Raw genomic sequence first — 4,438 nt, forward strand, 5'->3', positions numbered from 1 at the left:
AATGGTGCGCCACGCATCGATACGAGGATTGTCTGCAAAGTGGTAGTAAGGTTGAAGTCGCTTGCCAGAATGAAGCTCAATATTTGGAATAACAAAGTTCAGCTCTAACCGCCCTTTATCAAGATGCTCTACCCAAAGAATGGAGTATTGGTCTTTGTCTAAGCCTGGTAACAAAGCCTTTTCAAAATCAGCCATGAGGCGATCTTTAATCTCTTGTGATAAGTCCGTTTCAGCAAAACAGAGAAAGCCCGATGTGTACTTTTTGGCGTAAGGACTCGAATCAATGAGTGATTGAACTAAATCAGGATCGCCTTGATTGAGTGTCGCCCTCTCCCGATTTCTATCTTTCCCTAAGAGATAATCAACAGGGCCACTCCCAACGCCCTTACCTCTACGAGCGAACTGAACAATCATACTGAGATCTCATACTGTGCCATTATTTGCCCAAGCTGACGCTCGATTGCTGAAAGTTGAGCCAATACTTGAACCACATTCACGACATCATAATTCTGGGTATTCACTACTCTAGTGATCTGATTCAAGTTATTTCCAAGTCCAGATAACTGGCGCAATAATGCGGGGTCTACTTTAGGAACATTGGCTCTTTTAAGAGTCCGTTCCCCAAGACAAGTCTCTCTCATCCAAGGAGCTAATTCCGCACCATCACACCGATCTTTCAGAGCTTGAAGTTCAGTCTCAGTGACTCTGATCTTGATGGACTTTTCTCGTATTACTTTCTTCTTTTCAGTCATGGCAATTCTTTAGTTTGAGTGCTTTTAACTAGGGTTAAGGGAGCGTAGCGTCCCTTACAAGGCACAATGACAACGTAACGAAGTGGAGGGGTCTTTGTGTAGCCTTGCTTATGTGCTTAACAAAAGATAGAAAGTAAGATAAAGAAATGCAAATAAGGGAAATCATGAAGTATCAAACAATGACAGTAAGAGCAAAGAGGAGGCTAGCCAAGCTAGCGCACACCACCCTTTCGGCTGCGCCGACCCCTACCCATTTCAACTCAAATTTATGAGTGATTTGGGTATCTTTTTGGTCGCTTTCAGATTGGGTAAGTCTCTTCCCTTTCGGGCTGCCCTGCGCTGTGAGTAAGGCTTTACGCCCCCATTCCAGTCTCACAACACTAATCAATTATTCCTTTTCCGCAGTTCTCCCTCTAGCAGCTACAAGAGAGCGGTTTTATCGTGCTTTCGCAAGTTTTGATTAGTGCCTTTACCTGCCACCTTTGGAACTTCCCTTGGTCGGTGGCTGATGCGCATCGCTCTGTCCAAAACATCTTGAGTCCAAACAGAGTGCAGGAATACTTGAAGTGCTTAAACGATATGGGCTATCATGAAAGGACTTACACAGGCCGTCAAACCGGTAAGTATTCCGATCAAAGCCGACCTTGCAGGGTCGGTTTTGTCACATCTGGGGATTGAGATTACAACCAAAGAGCTGGGATCTCAACGATCCTTTTCTAAGGTAATGAACGTCCTCAAGAAAAACGCCTCCCATTGGGAGGCGTTTTTCGTATCTGCCAGATGTAAAAAAGGTCGCCGGTTTGGGCAACCTTTTGCGTTCTATCGTTCAGTTCGCACAACGAGTGTTACGTTAAATTACTCATTACTTTCTTTTAAACCAAAGCAGTCCCACTCTATCAGCAATCGACTAAAATTATTTTTTGAAAGATATTTGGCATCTACACACTTACCATCATCATCGTACAGCACAAGGAAAAAAGAACTCGATTCTAGTGTACGACCTAACGAAAGCCATTGAGCAACAATTGTCTCGTAATGTTCTTGATATGATGCGATTTCAAAGCCTTTGTTATTCGATGTTTTAAAATAAATTTTTAGTTTCACGCTTTATCCCATTTATCTCATACACATCATATTTAAGACTAGGTTTGTGTGAGCAATTGAACGTTCTTAATAGACTTAGGCCAAAAAAAACCACTATATACGCAATTGAGCACTATTATAAAGTTACATGCATATCAACACTTTGTGAGTATTGCGTTATGGCTTTGTGTAAAATAAAAAAATACGACACTTTAGTAGATGCTCATACGATTAAACTTCTCGAAAATTTAACAATGGAAATTGGAAATGAAGAAGTTGCTCTACAAGTCACTATTTTGTCATTTGAAAAACTTTGGCATCAAATGGAAATGCATGGAGAGCCCAAAAACACATTTGAATGGCTTCAAATCGAAGCAAAGAAGCTCATAATTTAAAGCAACATAACGTTGTGGTGGTGATTATTATTCCTATTACGTTAAATAGCCGACTTAGCATCTCAAAACGCCAATCTGACGCTCTCAAAACGCTCCAGGAGCGTTTTTAAGCACTTATCCTTACCTACTTAGCCAGAAATCGGGCTGTAAGTTTGTGACGCTTTCAGAGCGATTTACAGGGCAAAAAGTTCGCTGTTCGATTGAAACAAAAAACGCCCTCTAAGGGCGTTTTTTCTATGTTTTCATCTTATCGATGGCATCTTTGGTGATCAGCTCGTTAGCTATCTCCAAGTTCTCTTTGTACTTCTTCTCTTTGTACTTCTCATATTCAAAGCGAGATAACGAACTTCTCGGATCGTACTCGTAATGCTGACAGAATTGCTCAAAAGTAACAGCTGCACTCATAGACACCTCTTAATCTTTAAACTGAAAACTTCGCATAAAGCTCTGGCTCTTTAGAGAGTAGAGTCAGGACTTTGCTTGCTAAACCTGTCGGATTTCTCCGTCCTTGCTCCCAACTTTTCACGGTATCAATACTCACATCCATCGCTTGTGCCAACTCTTTTTGGCTGACATCCAGTTGTGCTCGGATCGCTTTAACATCGGCAATCTCATAACGAGTGACATTCGCAGGAGTCTGCTCTCCTTTTGCAATCGCTTCGGCTTGCTTCATCGATGTATAAAGTTCATCAAAAATACTATTGCTCATTGTCATACTCTCTCTTAATCGACCTCGACACTTCTTTAAGGAGATTCTTCTCTTTCTGAGTTAAAGAGTCCTTTCTCCCTTTCTTGTACAGCAACACCAAATAGACAACATCAGGTTGGATCAGTAAGTAAATCGTTCGATAACCACCACTCTTACCTGTCGATTCTCCAGCAAGGCGAACTTTTCTTAGCCCTCCCGTTCCGACAATCAACGATCCCATTTCTGGGTTTTTGATGATGTCTGACTGCAACGCTCGAAACTCTTCATCCGTGAGCATCTCTTTTCGCTGAGATTCAAACAATGGCGTTTCAATAAACTCTAATGCGTAGCTAATAACCCGATCCTCTCCCAAAAGAATAGGAGTACATTGTACTCCTGGCAAGCGTGTTTTCAAATGTATTAACGATTAAATCCGAAACCTCGACCTCTGCGATTTTGTCGTGCTAACGACTGCTCTTGCTGTATTGCTTTTCCAACGACTGGAGCTGCTGCGTCAAGTTGTTTACTTGCATGGTCAAGCTGCTCACACTGCTCTGTAAGCGTTGGTTCTCCTCGCTGCTCTGCTCGAATCTTTTCTCTAAATCCTTGTAGAGCTTCACGAACTCGCTGTGCTGCTCCTTGTGCTGCCTCTCTAAAACCTCGAAGGCGTGCAAAAGTTGTTTCTCTAGCTCGGTCATTTATTTCCTCTCCAACTTGATCAGCTCGTTCTTGCCATCGTTCATTGTCCACCCCTCCAGAATCGAGTAACCCTCTGGTATCACAATAAAACGTTCCCCTTTCTGGCTCTCGTACAGAGAAAGCCCCCAAGTCTTGTTCTGGAACTGCTCTAGGATCGCTTTTTGGCGGGCTATCTTTTTCTGATTGTCTAATATCGTCTGCCCTTGATACCAAGCGATCCCGTAACTGACGATCACCAAAAATAACAGGGTCACTGGCAACCAAATCCATGTTTTCATCACCAAGAGATTCAAACGTGATTGCTGCTCTTGGATGTCGTTTATGATTTTCTGCTCGCTTGATTTCAACGCATCTTGAATACGTTGTTCGTGCCTCTCGAAGTCTTTCTTTAGCGTTTGCTCGATAGCGTTGGCTTGCTTCTTCGATTGCGAATTGAAGTCCCTCGCCATATTCAAAATCTTGCTCATACAACAAACCTTTTAATCTTATGTTTCGTTTCCCACTTTCGGGATTCTTAATGCTGATGCTTTTAGCTGTCACTCTGGCAATCTCAAATCCTTTGCTTTCAAGCGCACCAATTACCCCTTTTCGACTACGGATCGCGCCTGATTGAGCAAGATTAAGTAGACCATCGGTAAGAAGTTGCTGAATCTCTTTTGCATCGGATGGAGTGTCTTTAGCACTCACCAAGCCTTGCTGATTAGCAGGGTCATCTGGGTCATGAAGCCCTAGTTCAAGATTCTGAATGGTGCGCCACGCATCGATACGAGGATTGTCTGCAAAGTGGTAGTAAGGTTGAAGTCGCTTGCCAGAATGAAGCT

9 protein-coding genes are annotated in these 4,438 nt (G+C 42.7%); 1 reads left to right on the forward strand and 8 read right to left on the reverse strand.

Annotated elements, in window-relative coordinates:
* The 3 genes from R8N46_RS24125 to R8N46_RS24135 all read right to left on the reverse strand — a co-directional run.
* The coding region (locus R8N46_RS24125) for a relaxase/mobilization nuclease domain-containing protein (protein WP_276429705.1) at positions 1-414 on the reverse strand (414 nt) is incomplete at its 3' end.
* Positions 411-752 carry a MobC family plasmid mobilization relaxosome protein gene (locus R8N46_RS24130; protein ID WP_276409300.1) on the reverse strand — a complete coding sequence of 114 codons (342 nt, stop codon included), beginning with the start codon at positions 750-752 and terminating at the stop codon, positions 411-413. The genes R8N46_RS24125 and R8N46_RS24130, both read right to left, overlap by 4 nt.
* Before the next feature lie 855 nt (positions 753-1,607).
* Complete coding sequence (locus tag R8N46_RS24135; protein ID WP_005398517.1) at positions 1,608-1,856, reverse strand: hypothetical protein; 249 nt, start codon at positions 1,854-1,856, stop codon at positions 1,608-1,610.
* Positions 1,857-2,014: 158 nt separating this feature from the next.
* Here R8N46_RS24135 and R8N46_RS24140 point away from each other — a divergent pair, with 158 nt between their 5' ends.
* A complete protein-coding gene (locus tag R8N46_RS24140; protein WP_031819061.1) occupies positions 2,015-2,230 on the forward strand; it encodes a hypothetical protein in 216 nt (71 codons plus the stop codon).
* A gap of 234 nt (positions 2,231-2,464) precedes the next feature.
* Here R8N46_RS24140 and R8N46_RS24145 read toward each other — a convergent pair whose 3' ends face one another.
* From R8N46_RS24145 to R8N46_RS25790, 5 genes are all read right to left on the reverse strand, one after another.
* Positions 2,465-2,635 carry a hypothetical protein gene (locus R8N46_RS24145; RefSeq protein ID WP_158090427.1) on the reverse strand — a complete coding sequence of 57 codons (171 nt, stop codon included), beginning with the start codon at positions 2,633-2,635 and terminating at the stop codon, positions 2,465-2,467.
* Between the two features lie 16 nt (positions 2,636-2,651).
* The gene (gene nadS, locus R8N46_RS24150; protein WP_029946694.1) at positions 2,652-2,939 is read right to left on the reverse strand and encodes a NadS family protein; all 288 of its coding nucleotides are present in this window, start codon (positions 2,937-2,939) and stop codon (positions 2,652-2,654) included.
* The gene (locus R8N46_RS24155; protein WP_224723981.1) at positions 2,929-3,321 is read right to left on the reverse strand and encodes a type II toxin-antitoxin system RelE/ParE family toxin; all 393 of its coding nucleotides are present in this window, start codon (positions 3,319-3,321) and stop codon (positions 2,929-2,931) included. The genes nadS and R8N46_RS24155 overlap by 11 nt, the downstream gene beginning before the upstream one ends.
* 61 nt (positions 3,322-3,382) lie before the next feature.
* Positions 3,383-3,616 carry an MbeD/MobD family mobilization/exclusion protein gene (locus R8N46_RS25785; protein ID WP_169567099.1) on the reverse strand — a complete coding sequence of 78 codons (234 nt, stop codon included), beginning with the start codon at positions 3,614-3,616 and terminating at the stop codon, positions 3,383-3,385.
* Positions 3,617-4,084, reverse strand: a complete 468-nt coding sequence (locus R8N46_RS25790) for an MbeB family mobilization protein (RefSeq protein WP_203506492.1) — start codon at positions 4,082-4,084, stop codon at positions 3,617-3,619.
* Between the last annotated feature and the right edge of the window lie 354 nt (positions 4,085-4,438).

This window comes from Vibrio sp. 1874 (assembly GCF_033344395.1).
Lineage (GTDB): Bacteria > Pseudomonadota > Gammaproteobacteria > Enterobacterales > Vibrionaceae > Vibrio > Vibrio alginolyticus.

Bases quoted from the DNA above. Each gene is read 5' to 3' on its own strand.
- R8N46_RS24140 (WP_031819061.1), top strand. From the start codon at position 2,015: ATGGCTTTGTGTAAAATAAAAAAATACGACACTTTAGTAGATGCTCAT.
- nadS (WP_029946694.1), bottom strand. From the start codon at position 2,939: ATGAGCAATAGTATTTTTGATGAACTTTATACATCGATGAAGCAAGCC.
- R8N46_RS24145 (WP_158090427.1), bottom strand. From the start codon at position 2,635: ATGAGTGCAGCTGTTACTTTTGAGCAATTCTGTCAGCATTACGAGTAC.
- R8N46_RS25790 (WP_203506492.1), bottom strand. From the start codon at position 4,084: ATGAGCAAGATTTTGAATATGGCGAGGGACTTCAATTCGCAATCGAAG.
- R8N46_RS25785 (WP_169567099.1), bottom strand. From the start codon at position 3,616: ATGACCGAGCTAGAGAAACAACTTTTGCACGCCTTCGAGGTTTTAGAG.
- R8N46_RS24130 (WP_276409300.1), bottom strand. From the start codon at position 752: ATGACTGAAAAGAAGAAAGTAATACGAGAAAAGTCCATCAAGATCAGA.